The organism is Fibrella arboris, from assembly GCF_041321095.1.
Lineage (GTDB): Bacteria > Bacteroidota > Bacteroidia > Cytophagales > Spirosomataceae > Fibrella > Fibrella arboris.
Genome location: NZ_JBGGWE010000003.1, coordinates 415,886 through 434,473, shown reverse-complemented (window position 1 = coordinate 434,473; position 18,588 = coordinate 415,886). Strand labels below are relative to the sequence as shown.

Annotated in this window: 18 protein-coding genes and 1 tRNA gene; 8 read left to right on the top strand and 11 right to left on the bottom strand. The window is 53.4% G+C overall.

The window, feature by feature from the left end:
• Positions 1-153 precede the first annotated feature (153 nt).
• From dusB to ACAW75_RS06860, 5 genes are all read right to left on the bottom strand, one after another.
• Positions 154-1,143: a tRNA dihydrouridine synthase DusB gene (gene dusB, locus ACAW75_RS06880; RefSeq protein ID WP_370727945.1), complete on the bottom strand. Its 990-nt coding sequence runs from the start codon at positions 1,141-1,143 to the stop codon at positions 154-156.
• Positions 1,144-1,283: 140 nt separating this feature from the next.
• Positions 1,284-2,036, bottom strand: coding sequence for a TPM domain-containing protein (locus tag ACAW75_RS06875; protein WP_370728095.1), 753 nt, complete (start codon positions 2,034-2,036; stop codon positions 1,284-1,286).
• Positions 2,037-2,137: 101 nt separating this feature from the next.
• Complete coding sequence (locus ACAW75_RS06870) at positions 2,138-2,563, bottom strand: TPM domain-containing protein (RefSeq protein WP_370728094.1); 426 nt, start codon at positions 2,561-2,563, stop codon at positions 2,138-2,140.
• Positions 2,564-2,670: 107 nt separating this feature from the next.
• On the bottom strand, positions 2,671-3,264 hold the full coding sequence (locus ACAW75_RS06865) for a LemA family protein (RefSeq protein ID WP_370727944.1): 594 nt from the start codon (positions 3,262-3,264) through the stop codon (positions 2,671-2,673).
• A 229-nt stretch (positions 3,265-3,493) separates the two neighbouring features.
• Entirely contained in the window at positions 3,494-4,621 is a 1,128-nt protein-coding gene (locus ACAW75_RS06860; protein WP_370727943.1) for a BamA/TamA family outer membrane protein, read from the bottom strand.
• Between the two features lie 87 nt (positions 4,622-4,708).
• On the opposite strand from ACAW75_RS06860, the gene ACAW75_RS06855 reads away from it, so the two are divergent.
• From ACAW75_RS06855 to ACAW75_RS06835, 5 genes are all read left to right on the top strand, one after another.
• Entirely contained in the window at positions 4,709-5,602 is an 894-nt protein-coding gene (locus ACAW75_RS06855; protein WP_370727942.1) for a hypothetical protein, read from the top strand.
• Positions 5,603-5,690: 88 nt separating this feature from the next.
• Positions 5,691-6,959: an MFS transporter gene (locus ACAW75_RS06850; RefSeq protein WP_370727941.1), complete on the top strand. Its 1,269-nt coding sequence runs from the start codon at positions 5,691-5,693 to the stop codon at positions 6,957-6,959.
• A 76-nt stretch (positions 6,960-7,035) separates the two neighbouring features.
• Positions 7,036-8,313, top strand: a complete 1,278-nt coding sequence (locus tag ACAW75_RS06845; protein ID WP_370727940.1) for an MFS transporter — start codon at positions 7,036-7,038, stop codon at positions 8,311-8,313.
• Positions 8,314-8,393: 80 nt separating this feature from the next.
• Positions 8,394-8,792: a hypothetical protein gene (locus tag ACAW75_RS06840; RefSeq protein WP_370727939.1), complete on the top strand. Its 399-nt coding sequence runs from the start codon at positions 8,394-8,396 to the stop codon at positions 8,790-8,792.
• A 77-nt stretch (positions 8,793-8,869) separates the two neighbouring features.
• A complete protein-coding gene (locus ACAW75_RS06835) occupies positions 8,870-9,262 on the top strand; it encodes a VOC family protein (RefSeq protein ID WP_370727938.1) in 393 nt (130 codons plus the stop codon).
• A 34-nt stretch (positions 9,263-9,296) separates the two neighbouring features.
• On the opposite strand, the gene ACAW75_RS06830 is transcribed toward ACAW75_RS06835, so the two are convergent.
• A complete protein-coding gene (locus ACAW75_RS06830) occupies positions 9,297-10,205 on the bottom strand; it encodes an alpha/beta fold hydrolase (RefSeq protein WP_370727937.1) in 909 nt (302 codons plus the stop codon).
• A gap of 192 nt (positions 10,206-10,397) precedes the next feature.
• Here ACAW75_RS06830 and ACAW75_RS06825 point away from each other — a divergent pair, with 192 nt between their 5' ends.
• Positions 10,398-10,565, top strand: a complete 168-nt coding sequence (locus ACAW75_RS06825) for a hypothetical protein (RefSeq protein WP_370727936.1) — start codon at positions 10,398-10,400, stop codon at positions 10,563-10,565.
• A gap of 11 nt (positions 10,566-10,576) precedes the next feature.
• Here the strand turns inward: ACAW75_RS06825 and ACAW75_RS06820 are convergent, their stop codons facing one another.
• Positions 10,577-11,113, bottom strand: coding sequence for a PAS domain-containing protein (locus tag ACAW75_RS06820; protein WP_370727935.1), 537 nt, complete (start codon positions 11,111-11,113; stop codon positions 10,577-10,579).
• 271 nt (positions 11,114-11,384) lie between these two features.
• Between ACAW75_RS06820 and ACAW75_RS06815 the strand changes: the two genes are divergently transcribed.
• A tRNA-Asp gene (locus tag ACAW75_RS06815) sits at positions 11,385-11,461 on the top strand.
• Positions 11,462-11,539: 78 nt separating this feature from the next.
• On the opposite strand, the gene ACAW75_RS06810 is transcribed toward ACAW75_RS06815, so the two are convergent.
• Together ACAW75_RS06810 and ACAW75_RS06805 are read right to left on the bottom strand one after the other, a co-directional pair.
• Positions 11,540-14,947 carry a DEAD/DEAH box helicase family protein gene (locus ACAW75_RS06810; protein ID WP_370727934.1) on the bottom strand — a complete coding sequence of 1,136 codons (3,408 nt, stop codon included), beginning with the start codon at positions 14,945-14,947 and terminating at the stop codon, positions 11,540-11,542.
• Positions 14,948-15,179: 232 nt separating this feature from the next.
• A complete protein-coding gene (locus ACAW75_RS06805; RefSeq protein WP_370727933.1) occupies positions 15,180-15,722 on the bottom strand; it encodes a transposase in 543 nt (180 codons plus the stop codon).
• Between the two features lie 40 nt (positions 15,723-15,762).
• Between ACAW75_RS06805 and ACAW75_RS06800 the strand changes: the two genes are divergently transcribed.
• Positions 15,763-15,936 carry a hypothetical protein gene (locus ACAW75_RS06800; RefSeq protein ID WP_370727932.1) on the top strand — a complete coding sequence of 58 codons (174 nt, stop codon included), beginning with the start codon at positions 15,763-15,765 and terminating at the stop codon, positions 15,934-15,936.
• A gap of 148 nt (positions 15,937-16,084) precedes the next feature.
• Here ACAW75_RS06800 and ACAW75_RS06795 read toward each other — a convergent pair whose 3' ends face one another.
• Positions 16,085-17,230 (bottom strand): restriction endonuclease subunit S, encoded by a 1,146-nt coding sequence (locus ACAW75_RS06795; protein ID WP_370727931.1) that lies wholly within the window; start codon positions 17,228-17,230, stop codon positions 16,085-16,087.
• Positions 17,231-17,457: 227 nt separating this feature from the next.
• Complete coding sequence (locus ACAW75_RS06790) at positions 17,458-18,486, bottom strand: Fic family protein (RefSeq protein WP_370727930.1); 1,029 nt, start codon at positions 18,484-18,486, stop codon at positions 17,458-17,460.
• Between the last annotated feature and the right edge of the window lie 102 nt (positions 18,487-18,588).

Genomic DNA, 18,588 nt, shown 5'->3' with positions numbered 1-18,588 from the left:
GTTCGCGACTAGGCCGCGCTGTGTCGCCGACCATACATTCACGAGGTTCGTGTAGACCTACTTCAAGACGAACCAGTACACACGGATTTTCTATAGGACGCTGATTGAATAGGTGTAAAGAGCTTGACGCGGATTTAATCCGTGTACCATCAATCAAGCCATGACGCCGTCGTAGTGTTCGCTTACTTCATGCAGAATGGCCAGCAATTCATCATACGTATCAGCCACGACGAAGCGCATACGAAACTGTTTGAAATCAGGCAGGCCTTTAAAGTAATTGGCGTAGTGGCGACGCATCTCGAAAATGCCCAACCGATCACCTTTCCATTTAATCGAGAAGTCGAGGTGTTTGCGGCAGGCGGTGATGCGATCGGTCAGGGTAGGTGGAGCAAGGTGCTGTCCGGTTTTTACGAAATGCTTGATCTCGTTGAAAATCCAGGGGTAACCAATGCTGGCCCGGCCAATCATGACCCCATCGACGCCATACCGGTTTTTGTACTCGAGCGCTTTTTCGGGCGAGTCGATATCACCGTTGCCGAAAATTGGAATCTTGATACGCGGATTTTCTTTCACCCGACCGATCAATGTCCAGTCGGCTTCGCCTTTATACATTTGTACGCGGGTACGTCCATGCACGGTAAGTGCCTGAATGCCAATATCCTGAAGGCGCTCGGCCACGTCCATTATATTCTTGGTGCCATCGTCCCAGCCGAGGCGGGTTTTTACCGTAACGGGTAGGTGCGTGGCCTCAACAACGGCCTTAGTCATCAGCACCATCTTCGGGATGTCCTGTAGAAGCGCGGCACCGGCACCCCGGCAGGCCACGTTTTTCACCGGGCAACCGTAATTGATATCGATCAGATCGGGGTTAGCGCGGGTGGCAATGCGCGTGCATTCACCCATCGTTTCTATATCGGAACCGAAAAGCTGAATGCCGATGGGCCGCTCGTATTCGAAAATGTCAAGTTTCTGAACGCTCTTGGCGGCGTCGCGAATGAGGCCTTCCGACGAGATGAATTCTGTGTACATCAAATCGGCTCCGTTTTCCTTACAGACCGCCCGAAAAGGCGGATCGCTAACATCCTCCATAGGAGCCAGCAGCAACGGAAAATCACCTAATTCAATTGGCCCAATCTTTACCATAATCCTATTCTACGCTGTACGTTCTTTCCAACGCCCGCTGAACAGGAATAGTTTATTGGGGCTGAACACGACGGAAACTGCGGTTATAAAATAGGGGTAGGGGTGCTCGGCCCATGCGCGAAGCAACGGTAAGCACCTGCCTAGTAGTCGCCGCCTGCGCCGCCTCCGCCGAAGTCGCCGCCGCCAAAACCGCCGAAGCCACCACCGCCTCCGCTGCTGCCACCGCCGCCCCAGCTACCCGATGAGCTGCCCCAGCCCGAGAAGGTCGTGTAGGGTAGGAACATACCACCGCCGCCCCGATACCGCGTACCTCCGCCTCCGCCCCCCCGCGACCGGATGACGAAGAAGATGATCACGCCGATGATGATTAGCCAGATGATGAGTTCGCCACCGCCAGAATCGTCAGCCGAGGCGGGAGCGGCTTTATACTCGCCCGTAGCCCGACGAAACATCTCGTCGACGGCTTCGTTGAGCCCCTGGGAATATTGTTGCTGCTTAAAATTTGGAACAATGATCTGGCTGACAATGCGTTTGGCAATGGCATCGGGCAGAACGCCTTCCATACCGCGACCAGTGGCAATAAAGATTTTGCGGGTGCCGGTTGCCCACAGTAAGACCACGCCGTTGTTTTTGCCTTTCTGCCCCACGCCCCACTTACGGCCAATCGAAAAGGCATAGTCGGACGGTTCATAGAGGCCCGTCGATTTAACGACGACAATGGCTAACTGAGAGGAGGTGGAGTCGTTGTAGGCAACGAGTTTTTGCTCCAGCTGCTGCACCTCGCCCGGCGACAGCATACCCACCAGATCGTTGACCAGACGGGGGGGCGAGGGGCGGTCTGGCAATGAATCGTCAGGCACAACCTGGGCGTGCAGTGTCAGGGACAACAGCATGCCGAGTAGCCACAGACTGGCGAGTCTGGGCGAAAGCAGCCGGAAAACAAGGCGAAAATCAGTCACGGATAACGGTGGAGTCAGGCAGAGAACAGGTTGGCTCAGCCAAATGAAATATCGTCGGGCAGTTCGTTGGTGTCGTCGGGAGCGCAGGGAAAAAATGTTTTCAGATGCTGCCCGGCGCGTTCGATGCCCTGGCTAAGACCTGCGGCATACTCGTTAACGGCGAAATGCTGGCGCATCAGTGCTTTTGTGCTCTCCCAGAAGTCGGCAGGTACGTTGGCATCGATTCCCTTATCCCCCAGAACCGCAAATTTCCGGTCGTCGTGTGCCAGATAAAACAGCACGCCGTTTTGCTCTTTGGTCTGATGCATACCCAGGTGCCGAAACACGTCGATAGCCCGTTTTACCGGATCACCGTCTGGGCAATTGGCTTCGATATGCACCCGGATTTCGCCCGACGTTTCGCGTTCGGCCTGCCGGATAGCGGCGATAATCTGCTGTTGCTGGTCGGGAGTAAGGATCATGTGCTCGATGAATAACGAACAATGGATCATGTACAATGGCGTTGCCTGAGCACCATTCAGGCCTTCAACGAAGCCATTGTGCATGATCCATTATGCAGTATACAGGTCTATTTCTGCGTGCCGAAATCAACGGTTGGGGCGTTCTGGGCAGCGGCGCTGGCCTCGAACAGCCCTTTGCGTGGGAAGCCGAAGATGCCGGCAAAGATGTTGTTCGGAAACGAGCGCACCGACTTGTTATAATCAGTAGCAGCCGTGTTGAAATCATTCCGGGCCACAGCAATCCGGTTTTCAGTGCCTTCAAGCTGCGCCTGTAGTTCCGAGAAATTCTGTGTTGCTTTCAACTGCGGATAATTCTCTGAAACAGCCAGCAGGCGTGAGAGCGAGCCTCCCAGCTGATCCTGGGCCGCCTGAAATTTCTGGATGTTTTCGGGCGTCAGCTGATCGGCCGACAGTTTGATAGACGTAGCATTGGCCCGGGCCTCAATGACTCCCTGAAGGGTGCTCTTCTCGAAATTGGCAACGCCCTGTACAGTACGGACCAGGTTTGGAATCAGGTCGGCACGACGTTGATACTGAGTTTGTACCTGGCTCCAGTACTTGTCTACATTGGTATCTTTATCAACTAAGCCGTTGTATGAACTACAGCCGTACATGCCCAGCAGGGCAGCAACGACAACAAAAATGATTAATCCTCTTGACATGGTTTTACGTGGTTTGGCCGAGTTGGCTTATGGTTCAGTAAACGCTTCAAAACTATAGAATTGTTTTAACAAACAACATGAGCACTGGACAAGGGGACGCAGGAGTACAAGGCTGGACGGAATGAAGGAAGAAAAAAATAAGGGGCAATGCATACTGAGGGCTCCGCCAGATTACCGGTAGGGCTGCAGCAAAGCCGCTGGCCAGTAGGCCTTGTTCATGAACGCGCCATCAAAATGCTTCGCCGATGGTCAGGTACACACCGCTGGCGCCAAGGCTGGTATACGGAATGCCTCTGCCATAATCGAGACGAATATTGACCAGGTCTCGGTTGACGCGGAAACGAAGGCCGGCTCCGTAGGCCGCTTTGGGGTCGTTGAGCCGCAGAAAATCACTGCGATTGCCCAGAAAGCCGACCGAGCCAAAGGCCACTGCGCCTAACCGCCGCCAAAGGTGCAGCCTGTATTCGGCCTGAAGCAGCGCCAGATTGGCATCCCGGAAACGGCCTTCGTAATAGCCCCGGCTGCGTTTGGTGCCGCCCAGCAACGAGAGCGCATTGAAAGGAGCCTCGCCGCCGCTCGTGACGCTCAGGACATAATTAAGGGCCAGCGTTGCTTCGGTGCCCAGCGGATGATAGCTGGCTACATCGGCAACGTACCTGTCGAAACGTACCTGACTACCAATGGCCTGCCCCTGGCTCAGGTACGTTAGATCGGCCACCATGCCCCGGCCAGGATAGAAAACGGTGTTGCGCGAATCATAGAAAAGACCAACGCCGATACCCGAAAGCAGACTGCCCATCCCGCCAGGGATCTCCATGCCAGGTACGTGGGCGGAGGCCAGTGCGCCGTTGGGGACCACGCTGGTCACCTGGTAGTTTTCGTACTGGTACCGAAGCCCCGCATACAAGCCACGTCCCGGTTTGTCGGGGTCGGCTTTCGATATACGCCGAAACATATTCACCCGAACGCGGGGAAAGTTGACGCCGTATAATTCGGCGGGTACGTTGCGTTGCCCAAGGCCAAAGAAATAGTAGTTGTAGCGGTAATAACCCAGTTCACCGTTGGCGAAGTAGCGGTTGTTTTTGTAAAAGATCTGGAACGGTATATAAAACAGCAGCTGCTTATTCTGCGTGTAGGCTGCGCCCACGGTCACCTGCGACGGCCGGACCCCGAATGGAGATTCCTGGCGGGCGGTGTCGCTCCGAAAGCGGAAAGTCGCCGTAGCCGCTGCACCGTAGCTGAACCGGGTTTCGGGTGTGTAGTAGAGCAGTGGGAGCGGAAGCAGGCTAAATCGCTTCGGCGCGGTTGAGTCGGGAGGCGTTAGCAGCAAAAGAGCGAGGAGTAGGGTGTGGTGCATACCAGTCTATACGGGTAAGGCAGGCATAAGGTTTTGGTGGCCCACAGCCAGTTGGCTATATTCGGCGTGGCTATCCGCCGCATCCGTATGCTCGCCCAAACACTGACCATTACCCTGCGCCACTGGCCATTGCTGGTTTTGCTTTTTCTGCTCGCCCTGCTGCCGGCACTTCCTGTAACGCTGGCTTTTTTCAGCACACTAAACAGCGAGGCCGCCGAATCGCTGGCTCCGTTGCAACTGCTGCCCGGTTTCAACTACACCGTTTTCGCCGATTTTATGCATGTGCATGGCCACGCTGTCTGGCCGCTGATCAGAGCCGGCTGGTGGACGTCGGTGTTGTCGTTGCTGCTTGGCGTATGGGCAAAAGGCGGTATCCTGTACAGCTTTTCAAACGGTTTTTCGGCGGTTACGTTCTGGCAGTCTGCCACACATTATTTCAGTCGAAACCTACGGCTGCTGGGTGTTACGGCCTTGTTTGCCTCACTCTGGCTGCTGTTGCTGATCACGGTTGGCCTGTTGCTGGGTACGTTGCTGGCAGAGGCGCTCGATGATCCGTTTACCGAACGTGGGTACGTGGCTACCGGCGCGGTGGTGCTGCTGCTGTTTGGGCTGGCCCTGGCCCGGATACTCTGCACTAGTCAATATGCCAGCGTGCTGCTGTTCGCTACCGACCAGCAGATTGCCTTTCGGGCCTATGGCCAGAGCTGGCGGTTCGTTGGCCAACACTGGCTGGCTACGTTTGGCCGCTACCTGTTGCTGATACTGATAGGAACGGGACTCTTCGGTATCTACTTCCTCGCCGAATCGCTGTTTCAAGCCCATAGCTGGCTGCTTATCGTGCTACTACTCCTGCTACAGCAGGCATTTGTCTGTAGCCGTGTGGTGCTGACTGTATGGTCGTTACGCATTGCTTTTGACACAACCCGGCAGATCGACACGTTGGTAAGCCAACATCGTACCCCTTATTCGGCAGACAAATGAACCGTTTCGTCGGGCATTGCGTATGCCGTGCCGCCGTGTTGACTTATTTTACACTTTAGTTAAAAATCTCCCGACTTCCTCTGCCTGTATGCAAACTTCTTTACCTGATACCGATTCGACCAAAAAGGGCGTTGGCCTTTTCAGCCTGCCCGTTATTGTGGCTGCGCTGGGCTACTTCGTCGATATCTACGACCTGCTGTTGTTTGGCATCGTGCGCGTACCCAGTTTAAAAGCACTGGGCCTGACCGCTGAACAGATTTCTACGGAAGGCACGCGAATTTTCAACTGGCAGATGGTTGGGCTGCTGCTCGGCGGCATTCTCTGGGGCATCCTGGGTGACAAACGCGGCCGACTGTCTGTGTTGTTCGGCAGTATTATCACCTACTCAATCGCCAACATCGCCTGCGGATTTATTCCAAAAGTGACGTTTATGGAACCGACCAGCTATTATGCCCTGATGCGGTTTGTGGCGGGTGTGGGTCTGGCGGGTGAACTGGGGGCCGGTATCACGCTTGTGAGTGAAGTACTACCCACCCGGCTGCGGGCCATAGGTACGTCGCTGGTTGCGGGAGTTGGCCTTTCGGGGGCTGTTGTGGCTTATTTCACCGTTAAATTATTCGACTGGCCGCTGGCCTATTTTATTGGTGGCGGGCTGGGTATCGGCCTGCTGCTGCTGCGGGTGGGTGTCGTTGAGTCGGGCATGTTCAAAAACGTATCGGCCGATCAATCGGTGAAGAAGGGTAATTTCTTTGCTTTCTTCACGAATGGCGAACGGCTAAGCCGCTACCTGAAATGCATCGGGCTGGGCATTCCCACCTGGTTTGTCATTGGCGTGCTGGCCACTTTTTCCAACGAGTTTGGTACGGCACTGGGCATCACGGAAGAGGTGAAGCCAGGGCTGGCCATTATGTGGTGTTACGTTGGCCTGTCGACGGGTGATCTGGCCAGCGGCTTTATCAGTCAGGCGCTGGCATCGCGAAAAAAAGCGGTGACGCTACTGATGGCCTTCACCTTCATAGCGACCCTGATCTACCTCTTTGCCGGACTAACTACGGCCGACGCGCTCTACATGACCTGTCTGGCGTTGGGCTTCGGCATTGGCTACTGGGCCATGTTTGTCACCATCGGAGCCGAGCAATTTGGGACTAATTTACGCGCCACAGCGGCTACCACCGTGCCCAATATGGTGCGTGGCCTGACCTTTCCGATGACAACGCTTTATCAATTCGCCAAACCATTGCACGGCGTCATTTACGCCGGAGCCATCGTTGGTGTCATTGCTTTCGCGCTCGGTTTCTACAGCATCCTGACCATTCCGGAAACGCACGGTAAGGATATGGATTTTATCGAAGAGTAAACGGAGACTAAAGCGGGGGCCTGGAGTGAGGTATTTACCAAAGTCCCCTGTTCCCAGCCCTACGCCAATCACCACCATGCCCTTAGCTCCTAGTCCCTCAGTCCAGGCTCCTCGCACGGCACTCTCGCCGCTTTGGTCGTTACCCGTGATCGTGTCGGCGCTGGGTTTTTTTGTTGATGTGTACGATATGCTCATCTTCAACATTGTACGCGTACCCAGCTTGCAATCATTGGGGCTGACCAAAGCCGAGGTGTCGCAGGTGGGGGCTTATATCCTGTATTGCCAGCAGGCTGGGTTGCTTGTGGGGGGCATTCTGTGGGGTGTCATCGGTGATCGTAAGGGTCGGATGTCGGTGCTGTTTGGCAGTATCATCATGTATTCACTCGCTAATATTGCCTGTGGCTTCGTGCCCTATATGACCATCATCTCACCCACCACTTATTATGCCCTAATGCGATTCGTGGCGGGCGTGGGCCTGTCTGGCGAGATTGGTGCCGCCATGGTACTGGTGTCTGAAATATTGCCCAAAGCCATTCGTGGGTATGGGTCATCTATTGTGGCGGGCGTCGGCTACCTGGGTGCGGGCGTCGCTTATGCCACCAGCACCCTGTTCGACTGGCAGACGGCCTTCTTCGTGGGTGGGGGTATGGGGCTGGCCCTGCTGTTGCTGCGCGTGAGCATGTTCGAGTCTGGGCTGTTCACCAACCTGAAACAGGAGCATGGCGAAGTGAGCCGGGGTAATTTCCTGTATTTCTTCAGTAGTCCCGGCCGCATGGTCAAGTTCATGCGCTGTGTGGCTGTTGGATTGCCAACCTGGTTCATCGTGGGTATTCTGGCCACTTTTGCCAACGAGTTTGGCGAGGCGATGGCGCTCGGTACGGCCCTTGAACCCGGGCGCTGTGTCATGCTGCTCTACATAGGGCTGGCTGTGGGCGATTTGCTTTCCGGGCCGCTCAGCCAGTGGCTACAGTCGCGCCGGTGGGCCGTAACGTACCTGCTCATGGCAAGCATGACACTCTCGGCCGTTTACCTGTTTGGCGGGTTGCAGACGGCCAATGCCCTGTATGGTATCTGCTTTTTGCTCGGTATATGTACGGGTTACATTGCCATGTACCTGACCATGGTGGCCGAGCAGTATGGTACCAATCTACGCGCCACGGCTACTACCTCTGCACCCAGTATTGTGCGGGGTATGCTGATTCCGATGACGCTGCTGTTTCAGGCGCTGAAGCCGGTCGGGGGCACGTTGGTGGCGGCGGGTATGCTGGGCCTTTTGGTGTTCTCACTCGCTTTCTGGTCCTTGTCGCGTATGGAAGAAACCTTTGCCAAAGAGCTTGATTTCGTGGAGACATAAGGGCTGCCACAACGCATTTTCGGGCCATTTCCAACCCATTGGTACACCGCAGAATCGTTACGTATAGAACCAGTACTGCCATGAAAAACCTACTGATCATTGCCTTGCTGGCCGTTTCGGCAACCTGCCAGAATCAGGCAGGCATAACGGCCGCTAACCCCCTTGTAGAAGCTGAAGCGCGGGTTGTTGGAAATCAACTTCCTGTCGACGGCTGTGATGCCCACATCTGGCTGAACATCGGTAGCACGTCGTCGGCATCCAGTACCTACATGCGGCTCCCGACCGCTGCAACCCGGTCACTGCTGGATAACGTTATCAAGGCTGAATCCGATAAGCAACCGGCAGGTACGCTCTGGATGGGCACCAAAGACGTAACGATCCGCTACCGTGAAACCGACCAGACGGCAACGCTGCTCTGTGGCTGGAACGCCAAGCAGGAGCTTAAAACAATAGAGCTGCTGGAGATCAAGGCGCGTTAGGTCAATAAGGTAATCTGGATGTATTTCCGGTCAATCTGGATGGCTGAAATACCATTGACGTGTGCCAGCTTTGCAGCATGCATATTGAACACCTGGCCCTGTGGGTTCGCGATCTGGAAGCGATGAGAGCCTTCTATGAACGGTATTTTCAGGCAACGGCCAACCAGAAATATACCAACCCTACAAAGGGCTTCTCGTCCTACTTTCTGTCGTTTCCGCAGGGCGGGGCCCGGCTCGAGCTGATGCAGATGCCGGGTATTCCCGACACCCGTAATGACGCTATGACGCAGTTTGCCGGCCTGATCCATTTTGCGATTTCGGTAGGCAGCAACGCGCAGGTAGATGCCCTGACGGAACAACTACGCACGGCCGGTTTTACGGTGGTTGGCGAACCCCGCCTGACGGGTGATGGCTACTACGAAAGTGTCGTGTTTGACCCAGAGCAAAACCGGATCGAAATAACTGCCTAGAGAAAGGCTGCTGTACGCCGGCGGCCGTCAAAACCTACTGGTTTGTCTTTACATGACTCAGCACCGTATGGGTGGATGGGGGTAATATAGTCAGCAGGATGGACGCGATGTATTCCCGTTTGTTGACTACGATGTCGTGGCGACTTTCGGGCAGAATGAACTGCTTGAACTGAGCGTTGCGTAATTGCTTTTTGGCAAAGGCAACATTCGTAGGGTAGACCAGCTCATCGCGCAATCCGTGCAGCATAGTTATTCCCGCTGTAATTCGTGGCCAGTCGGGCAAGATGGCCTCCAGTGCATGCCGGTGAGCGAGTTTTTCGTCGTTGGCCAGCCGAAGCAGCGGAGGGACCAGCGCCCGTAAGGGTGCTTTATCCACCCAGTAACTAATGCCGTAGGTACGTTCCAGCCCCGGCCCCAGCGCCGATGATACGAACACGACCTGGTCAATTACGCCGGGGTTATTCATGGCCAGCCGGGCTGATACAGACCCACCATACGACGACCCCACGATGATCAGATCGGGCGACGATTGGTAGCGGTCGATCAGCGGTTGGAGCAGTTCGGCTTGCCGGAGAATAGATGGTTCAACCCACCCGAAGTCGGAATATCCATAGCCAGGGCGATCAACAGAGACCAGTTGCGCCCGGTTAAGCAGGGTGGTGTCTTTGAAGAACTCATTAAAAAAAGAGAGTGAACTGGGCGCACCATGGACGAAGATGATCGTTGGTTTTCCAGCCAGTGGCGGCGTTTCCATATAGCGAATGGTGCGCTCACCAACGCGATACCGCCGCACCGAAGGCCGCACCGATTGCCGGGCAAACTCATCGTTGAGCTCGGCATCCGTCTGCCTGAAATCGAAAAGCCAGGCCAGCGCCAGCGCCACACTGACCAGCAGTCCGATACCCGCCAGGCTCCAGCCAAGAATTTGTCCAACTCGTTTCATAGGTGTGCGTGGCTCGCAAAAAATCACTGACCGTTATACTGGGTTAACCAAAACCGGGCCATGATTTGTTTGGCTGTCTGCCAATTTACGCTGAACCCTTACCAACCGGATTTACCGTCAGGCCATACCCTCAACTACTAAAACAGGCTTCGTCAGACCGCGTTTACAGATTAATCATACACTTGACGATTCATGGAAAACAAGACCCAAGAGACAGCGCCTGCGCTGCCTAACCTGACTAAACTCGCCAATCCGGATGAATCAGCGCTGGCGGTTGATGCGAATCCGGAGGTAGAAAAACCTGCTGGAGCGGCTGAACTCATGTCGCCCGATGATGCGCCTGGTCCCGACGACGAGTAGCGGCTATCTGACTAAACCGCTGATTCGACAGCCAGAAAGTGGGTCAATTCGCCTTGACTATTGCGCAGCGGAGCAATCTCAACCCGGCAAATGTAGGGTTCGCCGCCTTTTCGATAGTTGATTAGATCAGCTTTTACCGGGACCGCCCGGCGTAGTCGTTCCCGAATCCTGACAAGATCAGTCTGGCTGGTTTGCTCGCCCTGAAGAAAAGCGGGTGTCTGGCCCACGGCTTCGCTGGTGGTGTAGCCGGTCATGCTCAAAAAGCTATGGCTTGCCCATAGGATCGTCTTCGACAGATCGGTCACAACCAGTGTATAGCCCGTGCTCAGGGCCTGTACGTAAGCTTTTCGTTGCTTTCGGGTCAGGTTCCAGTCGAAGATGTTGATCAGTTGACCGAAAATGGTCGATTCTTTTCGTTTGGCTTTCTGCTGTGCCTGCTGGAGCAGATAGATTTCCAGGCAGGGTGATGGGTAGGTACGTTGCCCGTCTGTGTGGCAGCGACTGTGGCTGTACTGCAGCATGTCAGCGTAGGCTTGTGAGAAGATCATAGACGTATAGAGGGAGGTGACTACTAACTTGAAAGATAGCCTTTGCCTATTCGACTCCCTAATTAAATGGGCATAATTGAGTAGCTGGTATAACCGAGCGCCAGAAAAATATTTTTCCTTGTATTTGCCTGTAAGCCAGAGCGAAAGCCTTATTGGGTTAAAAAATGTGATTTTTTTTCAGTGAATGGCTTGCGCCACGTAGTCTGACGCTCTACTTTTGCACCACGATATCGGAAAACGGCAACGCCACCGACATCGTAAATAGTAATCTGGTTCGGTAGTTCAGTTGGTTAGAATGCCGCCCTGTCACGGCGGAGGTCGCGGGTTCGAGTCCCGTCCGGACCGCCAGATTTAAAGTTAAAAGCCTGTAAGTTAATAGCTTACAGGCTTTTTTGTTGCGCTTGTAGAGACGCGCTATTCGCGTCTCTACCCTAATGCCCGTGCATTATTATTGATCAGATCTACAACCTGGAATAGTTGCTTTCTGCGAGCCTCTGGTAAGCTGGATACGCCTTGGCCATCCACGTCGGTGAAGGGCTGGTTGTATAGAATCTTTTTATCGACGGTGCCATTCTCGACCAGGTAATTGATGATCATGTCGACGAATTCAATTTGAGCTGCTGATAGTTCACCCGTATTGATAAAGGTGGAGAACGCTTCTTTGGCCGCCATTACATCAAGGCCTACTAATTGCCTGACAAATTCACCCAGGGGGCGTTCGCCAAGCACTTCCGTAAACTGTTCTTTCGACGCAATACCGGTCCCCTCAAAGAGCATCCGCTCCAACTCGGTTAGCTCGTGCTCGGTAATTGGTTGGTTGGCCCGTAGTTTTCGGATGGTCAGGTGGTCTTTGTTATTTCGGATCAGTTTTTCCATCTGATCGCGGTAAGCTCCGCTGCTAACGTACCCAACCAGCCGTTCGTGAACCTGTTCGGGCCCAACAAATTCATCGGTGAAGTCGGTGTACATCACCGGACGTGTCTCTTTATCGATGTAGCGAACCAGACCCCGCAGCGATAGACGGACTGGCTCAAGCGCTGGTATACTAACTGATGGCCAAAAGGCCGGATCGGCTACCTCGTTGATCAGCGGCATGTGCTTTGATACCTGCGGTATGCTCCCTTTCTTCTGTAAACCGTTGCCAATCTGACGTACTTTACTGAGTAGACTTGCCGTTCGCTCGGTATCGCCTTTTACTCGATGCAACTGCATTTGAAGGAGCAGTAAGTCGAAACGCCGTTCTGTTTCGTCGGAATGCTCGTCGCGGATGAGCGGGGCCAGGTATGTCTCCAGCTCGTTGATATCGGCGGGGTCAGGTGAGGCCGATGCCAATGCTTTCCAGCGGGATTCATCTTTAAACCGTAAGACACTTTTCCACTGCTGCCGAACGAGAAAGCTGTTCTCATCGAGCATCTGGACCTGACTGTACAGGGTTTGGAACAGGGTATTTTGGAACTCCTGAAGCTCAGCTGACTCATCGGCTGCGGTCCCGCGTCCGGATAAGGCCACCGCCAGCCGAAGCCGGGTAATGAACACCTGCTCACTTAAGCCAGGTGGAATGGGACTGTTTACTTCACGCAGGTCTTGCGCGAAGAACTCGAAATTGCTGCAATAGTCGAATATGTTGAAATACTGCTTGTGCTGACCTGGCCCAAAAAGAGCTGGACGCAGCCGGGTACCCCGGCCAATCATTTGCCAGAATTTAGCTTTCGATAGCACGCGCTTAAAGAAAACCAGATTGACCACGTCAGGAATGTCGATGCCCGTATCGAGCATATCCACAGATACCGCCAGTTGAAAATCGTGTTTATGGGTATCGGTGAAATCGCTGATGACGCGCTCCGTTTCGTCGCCTAATGAATAATCGATGAGCTGGCAGAAATGGCCTGCGTAAGTCGGGAACAAGGCACCAAACCGCTGCACGATGAATTGAGCGTGAGCGTGGTTTTTGGCAAAAATGATCGACTTGCCCAGCCGGTCGCCGCCTTCGATCATCAGGCCGTTGGTCATCAGATGAATCAGGACCTTATCAACGGTGTCTTTGTTGAATAGCCAGGTGTTCAGCTCGGCGGGGTCGATGCCGTCGGGTACGTTGCCCTCTTCGTCGGCGAAGGTTTCTTCGTATTGCTCTTTTTCTTCGTCAGTCAGCTCATCGTAGTGAATCCCCTGCCGCATGAACTTGAGCGGGACCGACACACCTCTGTACGGCACCAGGTACGTGTCGGCTACGGCTTTGTCAAGGGGATAATCGTAGGTAGGCATATTGTTTGGCAGATCGAAGAAACCAAACGTGTCCCGGTCCGTTTCGTCTTTGGGTGTAGCCGTCAGCCCAACCAGCAGGGCATCGAAGTAATCGAAAATGGCGCCGTATTTTTTGTAGATACTGCGGTGTGCCTCGTCAATGATGATCAGGTCGAAGTAGCCGATGCCAAAGGTGCGGTTGTTACCCTGCCACTCACTGTCGATCCGGTTCAGGATGGTCTGATAGGTCGAAAACACAATACGGGCGGCGGGGGTGATGGGGTCTTTCACCAGGTTGAGGCCGGTATAGTCGGGCAGGTATTCCTTGAAGTTGTCGTAGGCCTGCTTCACCAGTGTGCGGCGGTCGGCCAGAAACAGAATGCGTTTGGTCCAGCCTGCTTTCATCAGCACGTCGACCAGGGCGGCGGCAGTTCTGGTTTTGCCGCTGCCGGTAGCCATGACCAGCAGCGCTTTCCTGAATTTCTGGCCAAAATGCTCGTCAACGGCCGCAATAGCCTGTTTCTGGTAATACCGGTCGGCAATGTCCGTGTTGATCTTTTGTGAACTGATCGAGTGCTGCCCCGTCCGCCGACCGATGAGCCAGGTCATTTCGTCGGGCTTATGAAACCCCTGCACCGGGCGGGGGCCGTAGCGCAGATCATCCCAGAAGCCGGTTTCAAAGCCGTTGGTGTAATAGATAAGGGGGCGGCGGCCGTAGCGTTCGGTCAGGGTGTTGGCGTAGCGAACGGCCTGTTGTTTCCCTTTCTCTAAATCCGCTGTGGCTCGTTTGGCCTCTACCACCGCCAGGGGCAAACCATCGTGTCCCCACAGCACATAATCGGCCCGGTCGGTGGCCGACAGCACGGCTTCAATGGTATAGGTGCCGCCTTTGCTGGTTTGGCCCGGTAGGGCTTCCTGCCAGCCTGCTTCGTGCAATAGCTTGTCGATAAAGAGTTGCCGGGTTTCTGCCTCGGTAAAAGCGCCGGTGTAGGACTTCATCGCCGAGGTATTCTGATTGAGCTGTGCTTTCAACGCTTCAATCTCGGCCTCTTTTGCCTTTAGCTGTTCGGCATGAATGTCGGTCTGTAGCGTCTGGGCCTTCAACTTGGCGGCCAGCTCGGCGCGCTCGTCGGCGGTCTGGGAAACGGCTTTGGTCGGCAGCAGGGTCTCATCGAAGGGACGAATGGCGATGCCAGGACCGAAATAGGTTTTCACGGCGAGCACACAAATGCCATACAGGGCTTTCAGTGCCACCTGCGCTTCGGTAGCGGTCACTTTGGCCTCGCCCGCATGAATGGCTTTATTGCCGTAATCTTTCAGCAGAAAGAGTTGATCTTTCAAGACCGGCGGTATCAACTTCTTAAATTCCCAGTTCCCGATCAGTTTGGCCAGGGTACGTTCTTTGGGGTCAGTTGGGAAAGAAGGTGTCAGCCGTGGATCGTTGGCGTACATGTACATCACCAGCTCTTCCAGCCCTTTGCGGCAGAGTGCGGCGCTAACGACAGGCTGAACAAACGTAAACTGCTCGGCCGACTGCGCTGTTTCGCACACATCGGGGAGGGTAGTGATCAGAAACGTAAAATTCGAGTTCATAACGTTGGGACCGTAGAGACGCGATACTCGCGTCTCGCTCGCGTCTGGGTTTGGAATGATTCGCGGGTATATGTTTTCGCGCGGGTCTTGCTGACGGGTATTGCTGGCGGGTCTTGCTGGCGGGTATTGCTGGCGTGTCTTGCTGGCGGGTATTGCTGGCGGGTATTGCTGATGTGTATTGCTGGCGTGTATTGCTGGCGCGAGAGTAAGACGCGAGTATCGCGTCTCTACGTTACATGTACAGGTTTTCGGGGTTATCGCGTTCCTGATTCCATTTGTTGGGGTTGTTTTCGATGTAGGTACGTATCCGGTCCAGTTCGTTCTGGTTGCGTATTACGCGCTCGTAGAAACGGGGTTGCCAGCCAAATGCCAGGTGTTGGGCTGCGGCCTGCCGGGTGACGGCCGATTTGTAGCCCCGTAAAATGGATGCCAGATTCTGTCGTTGCGGGCCAAACTGGTTGGGTTGCCATTCGGTCAGCATATGGTCGGGTTTACAGATACTAAGTATGGCATGAAGGTGGTCAGGCATCAACTGAAAGGCGTCTAACGCAACGTAGGGATGAAATGTAGGAATAGACAACCAATAGTCAATGGCAATCTGCCCAACCTCCGACGGGTTTATGACCGCCTCCTGGTCTACCATGACGATGTCGCCCATAAACGGTTGCCGTTCCCTCGTGCAGATGGTGACAAAATACAGGCCATTCGACCCATAATCATAATCGGCCAGCCGGATCGACGGAATGCGGTATTTGCCTTTGTATCGTTCTGTCATTTTTGTGTTGGCGGGTTTGTGTAAGCGGGCGTTGCCCGACATGAGACGCGAGTATCCGGGTGGCGGATCGATCAGGCGGGGTATGTTGGTGGGTTTGGTACACGTAGAGACGCGACACTCGCGTCTATCTGGCGTCAGCAATACGCTGGTTTATGTTTGTGCGGATTTGGGTTGGCGGACGTTGCCCGACATGAGCCGCGAGAAAGACATGTGACGCCCGAAATGAGAAAGAGGAACGCGGGACAGAGAGACGCACGGAGACGCGAGGCAGAGAGACGCGGGAGACAGAGAGATGCGAGATAGAGAAAGACGCGCGCGGGAGAGAGAGACGCGAGTATCGCGTCTCTACATGTACGGGTACGTTATGTGCCGAAACTTTCCTGCAACAACCGGCCGAACAAGGCTTCGCTGGCGACCATCTGTTGCCGAACCACCGTTTTCTGCTGCTCAATGTTCTCGATCAATTGCGCGAATTGGGTTTGTAGAGAAAGGGGAGGTTGAAGAATGTCTATTTCCTGAAGTTCTTGAGCATTTATATTGGCCATACCAATAATATTTTTACACATTCCTTTCAACGTAGCCTTACCATGTTTAGAATTTAAATAAGCAGAAATGTATTCTGGCTTGGCTTTTTCGTTCACTCGTGAACGTATTAAATAGCCGGCAATTGCCATTGGCTCGTCACGTTGATATACGGCTGTTTTTCCAACAAGTTCTTTACTATTTGTTCGATTAAATACCAAATCTCCTTTCTGAAGAATGTATTTGGCTTCTTCTGCTTTAGTCAGATTTATGTATTTAAGGTCAGTAAAATTCCAATGTCCTTCGTAAGTGATATTGTTCATTCGCAGATAAGGAAAGCTGCCTTTATCTTCAGCGGGCTTACTTGTGCCATATTTCACCTCGCTTACAAGATCACGAATCTTTGTACGTTTCCACCCCTTTTCATTCTTCACCGGATCGCCGAACATATCCAGAAATAGGCTTTGGGCGAGTTTATCGTAGTGGGCGAGGAGTTGCCGGTCTTTCTGCCGCAGGGCGTCGGCCTGATCGAGAAGAGCCGCAATCCGGCGTTGTTCCGCGAGTGGGGGGAGGGGGAGCTGTATTTTTACAAGATCATCACGCGTAACTCCTTTTATCGTTGCTCCCCGGCTTATTTCTTTAAAATGTAATACTTTTTGAGAAATCGCATGAACCAAATAATTACGATCAACTGTAGGCTTTAATATTAATCCTTGTAAGTCTTGACTGAATGCCAGAGGCTCTTGGTTGACTAGTAATTTGCCAAGTCCAACCCTCGTTACAACCAGTAAATTACCTGCGGGTAAAATATCTGCTCCCGCTTTTTTAGTTAAAAATTTTCGGGCATTAGCTGTATAGTGATCTTTTATATCTGCACTTGTTATCCAAGGAATATCACCTCCCCAATATTCAGATTTCTCTGTTGATGGAGTCCCTCCACTTAATATTTTCTCGCAAATTTCGCCGAGTGTAACGGTTTTAGTCATGGGGTTGCGTGGGTTGAGAAGCTGTTTGAGTTAGCAAAATCGTCGCGTAGCGACCTAATGTTTGTAGTCAATAATTTTCTCCATAATGATTTCCGTCGCGTAGCGACCCAACAAAACGCTAGATTGTTAGGTCCGGTCCGCCGGTGCGGCTACGCGACGAAAAATTAACTCAAACAGCTTCTGAGTTTGGTTGGTTTGGGGCTGGTTGAGGAGGTAGGTACGTTACTTTACCGGTGGAACACTTCCAGGTACGCCTCGAAGAGAAACAGCCGGTTCCGTTTGAAACCAGTGGCTTCTTTGACAATATCCAATCGTTCAAAATCCATTAGCAAGGCGTTGGCCGCCACAATTGATACACCCAGTTGGCCAGCGATATCGGCCCCAGTTACAACTGGCTGGGCAAACAGGTTATCAAGCAGCCGTTTGGCATTTGGTGCCTTACGGCCTAAGGTCAGAATACGGCTCTCGCAATCCTGCTTCAGCTTCATAATGGCATTCAGGCTGTCGATGGCTTTCTCGGCCGTCTGGGCCACGCCCACCAGAAAGAATTTGAGCCATTGAGTCAGGTTATGTTTCTGCCTGACAATCATTAGGTTGTCGTAATACAGGCTTTTGTTCCGGTCGAAAAAATCAGACAGATACAGGATGGGCTCTTTCAACATGTTATTACTAACCAGGTAGAGCATAATCATCAGTCGCCCAATTCGTCCATTGCCGTCGAGAAAGGGGTGAATGGTCTCGAATTGGTAATGAGCAATGCCAATCTTGATCAGATGCGGCACAGCAATGGCTTCGTTATGCAGGAAGTTTTCAAGATCGCCCATCAACTGCCCCAAATCACCGTGATGTGGCGGAATGAAGATGGCATCGGACAGTGTTGCTCCGCCAATCCAGTTCTGCGATGTTCTGAATGCACCCGGTAGCTTGTGTTGTCCCCGTACCCCCTGCAGTAACGTCTCGTGTGTTTCGCGCAGTAACCGCGACGACAGTGGTAACGAATCGAGACGGGCCAACGCCTGGTTCAGCGCCATAATGTAGTTGTTCACCTCCTGCCAATCGTCGCGTCGTTCGGGTGCTACATCATTTACTTTTAGTAGCGCTTCTTCGATGTTTGTCTGCGTTCCCTCAATCCGGCTCGATACAGTTGCTTCTTTCACCACGTGCATTCGGATGAACATACCAATGTTGGGCACAAACTGTGAGAAACTGTTCAGTTCGCCTAATCGTAGCGTTGCCCGCTCAAGCAGTATGTTCAACTCGGCGTCAGCCCAGGTAAAAGGATGATTGATTTCCTTCGGTAGAAAACTTTTGTAACCTGTTGGCTGCTGTATCCAATTTCCTGCCTTAAACTGGCTAAT

Coding starts and splice junctions, on each gene's coding strand:
- ACAW75_RS06800 (WP_370727932.1), top strand. CDS start 15,763: ATGAGACGCGAGTATCCGGGTGGCGGATCGATCAGGCGGGGTATGTTG.
- ACAW75_RS06810 (WP_370727934.1), bottom strand. CDS start 14,947: ATGAACTCGAATTTTACGTTTCTGATCACTACCCTCCCCGATGTGTGC.
- ACAW75_RS06830 (WP_370727937.1), bottom strand. CDS start 10,205: ATGAAACGAGTTGGACAAATTCTTGGCTGGAGCCTGGCGGGTATCGGA.
- ACAW75_RS06870 (WP_370728094.1), bottom strand. CDS start 2,563: ATGATCCTTACTCCCGACCAGCAACAGCAGATTATCGCCGCTATCCGG.
- ACAW75_RS06835 (WP_370727938.1), top strand. CDS start 8,870: ATGCATATTGAACACCTGGCCCTGTGGGTTCGCGATCTGGAAGCGATG.
- ACAW75_RS06820 (WP_370727935.1), bottom strand. CDS start 11,113: ATGATCTTCTCACAAGCCTACGCTGACATGCTGCAGTACAGCCACAGT.
- dusB (WP_370727945.1), bottom strand. CDS start 1,143: ATGGTAAAGATTGGGCCAATTGAATTAGGTGATTTTCCGTTGCTGCTG.
- ACAW75_RS06795 (WP_370727931.1), bottom strand. CDS start 17,230: ATGACTAAAACCGTTACACTCGGCGAAATTTGCGAGAAAATATTAAGT.
- ACAW75_RS06840 (WP_370727939.1), top strand. CDS start 8,394: ATGAAAAACCTACTGATCATTGCCTTGCTGGCCGTTTCGGCAACCTGC.
- ACAW75_RS06805 (WP_370727933.1), bottom strand. CDS start 15,722: ATGACAGAACGATACAAAGGCAAATACCGCATTCCGTCGATCCGGCTG.
- ACAW75_RS06845 (WP_370727940.1), top strand. CDS start 7,036: ATGCCCTTAGCTCCTAGTCCCTCAGTCCAGGCTCCTCGCACGGCACTC.
- ACAW75_RS06855 (WP_370727942.1), top strand. CDS start 4,709: ATGCTCGCCCAAACACTGACCATTACCCTGCGCCACTGGCCATTGCTG.
- ACAW75_RS06850 (WP_370727941.1), top strand. CDS start 5,691: ATGCAAACTTCTTTACCTGATACCGATTCGACCAAAAAGGGCGTTGGC.
- ACAW75_RS06860 (WP_370727943.1), bottom strand. CDS start 4,621: ATGCACCACACCCTACTCCTCGCTCTTTTGCTGCTAACGCCTCCCGAC.
- ACAW75_RS06865 (WP_370727944.1), bottom strand. CDS start 3,264: ATGTCAAGAGGATTAATCATTTTTGTTGTCGTTGCTGCCCTGCTGGGC.
- ACAW75_RS06875 (WP_370728095.1), bottom strand. CDS start 2,036: ATGCTGTTGTCCCTGACACTGCACGCCCAGGTTGTGCCTGACGATTCA.
- ACAW75_RS06825 (WP_370727936.1), top strand. CDS start 10,398: ATGGAAAACAAGACCCAAGAGACAGCGCCTGCGCTGCCTAACCTGACT.